At 32.2% G+C, this 1,685-nt stretch carries 4 protein-coding genes and 1 pseudogene; all 5 read left to right on the top strand.

Annotation, left to right across the window (positions count from 1 at the left end; genetic code table 11):
- Positions 1 to 90: pseudogene (locus tag J7G74_RS16225) on the top strand (EF-Tu/IF-2/RF-3 family GTPase); the annotation flags it as partial.
- 223 nt (positions 91 to 313) lie between these two features.
- A complete protein-coding gene (gene rpmG, locus J7G74_RS16220; RefSeq protein ID WP_297137302.1) occupies positions 314 to 463 on the top strand; it encodes a 50S ribosomal protein L33 in 150 nt (49 codons plus the stop codon).
- 25 nt (positions 464 to 488) lie between these two features.
- Complete coding sequence (gene secE, locus J7G74_RS16215) at positions 489 to 704, top strand: preprotein translocase subunit SecE (RefSeq protein ID WP_297137300.1); 216 nt, start codon at positions 489 to 491, stop codon at positions 702 to 704.
- An 18-nt stretch (positions 705 to 722) separates the two neighbouring features.
- A complete protein-coding gene (gene nusG / locus J7G74_RS16210) occupies positions 723 to 1,265 on the top strand; it encodes a transcription termination/antitermination protein NusG (protein WP_297137298.1) in 543 nt (180 codons plus the stop codon).
- 35 nt (positions 1,266 to 1,300) lie between these two features.
- On the top strand, positions 1,301 to 1,685 hold a 385-nt coding region (gene rplK / locus J7G74_RS16205; protein WP_297137296.1), incomplete at its 3' end, for a 50S ribosomal protein L11.

Raw genomic sequence — 1,685 nt, 5'->3', positions numbered from 1 at the left:
TCTATATGTGTTGAAGAAGGATTAAGATTCGCTATAAGAGAAGGTGGAAGAACAGTAGCTTCAGGAGTTGTAGCAGAAATAATAGAATAATCTATTTAGATTATTTATATATAGAAAAGAAGAGGGGTTAAGGCCTCTCTTTTTTTAGCAGTAAACGTACAAAAACATTGACATCAATATAAATTTGTGATAACTTATACAAAGTAATGATTAAGGAAGGTGATAATATCTAACATTTAATTTTTAAATTAAATGACTAAGATATTATTTAACAATATATATTATTGTATTTACAAATTTGGAGGTGTAGCAGATGAGAGTAAAAGTAACTTTAGCTTGTTCAGAATGTAAGCAAAGAAACTACAACACTACAAAAAATAAAAAGAACAATCCAGACAGAATCGAATTAAACAAATACTGCAGATTCTGTAAAAAACATACTACTCATAAAGAAACAAAATAGTATTATTTTAAGGATGTGAGTGTAGATGTCAGCTCAAGAAAATAAACCAGTAAAAAAGAGATCTGGATTAGTTGGATATATAAAAGACACTAATCAAGAGCTTAAAAGAGTTACATGGTCAACCAAAAAAGAATTGCTAAAAAATACAGGTATAGTTTTAGCTACAATTATTTCGTTTACTATATTAGTATGGGGATTAGACACTATGTTATCTGGTGCACTAGGATTAATACTAAAATAGATTAAAAGGAGAATGAAAATGTCAGAGTTACAAGAAGCAAGATGGTATGTAGTTCATACTTATTCAGGACATGAAAATAAAGTTAAAGCTACCATAGAAAAAGCCGTAAAAACAAGAGGCATGGAACAATTCATAACAGAAGTGGTTGTGCCAACTGAAGATGTAGTGGAAACTACAAAAACAGGAAAAGAAAAAATTAGACAAAGAAAAATATATCCAAGTTATGTTTTAATTAAAATGATAATTACAGATGAATCTTGGTATATAGTAAGAAACACTAAAGGTGTTACAGGATTTGTAGGTCCTGGGTCTAAGCCAGTTCCATTAAGTGAGGCTGAAGTTGAAGCAATGGGAATTGATTTAACTGTATTTAAGACAAGTGGTCCAGAAGACTTAGAACTTGGTGAAGTTGTTAAAGTTACAAGTGGTCCATTTGTAGGTCACACAGGAACTGTAAAATCTATTGACACAAATAATGACACAGCAAGAATATGCATAGACGCTTTCGGTGGTAAAGAAACTCCATTAGAAGTTAGTCTTAAAAGCATAGAAAGAATATAATAACAGAATAGGAAATCTGAGGAGGTGCGCTCGAAATGGCTAAAAAAGTTATAGGTCAAATAAAATTACAAATACCTGCAGGAAAGGCTACTCCAGCTCCACCAGTTGGTCCAGCTTTAGGACAACACGGGGTTAACATAATGGGATTCACTAAAGAATTCAATGCTAAAACTGCAGATCAAGCTGGAATGATAATACCAGTTGTTATAACTGTATATCAAGATAGAGCTTTCAGCTTCATAACTAAAACTCCACCAGCTGCAGTATTATTAAAGAAAGCTGCTGGTTTAGACTCAGCGTCTGGAGAACCAAACAAAAAGAAAGTTGCAACATTAACTTCAGCTCAAATAAGAGAAATAGCTGAATTAAAAATGCCTGACTTAAATGCTGCATCAGTAGAAGCTGCTATGAGTATGATAG

Origin of the sequence: Terrisporobacter sp. (genome assembly GCF_017888745.1) — a bacterium.
GTDB lineage: Bacteria > Bacillota > Clostridia > Peptostreptococcales > Peptostreptococcaceae > Terrisporobacter.
The sequence above is the reverse complement of the archived record's forward strand: the minus strand, read 5'-3'. Positions and strand labels throughout refer to the sequence as shown.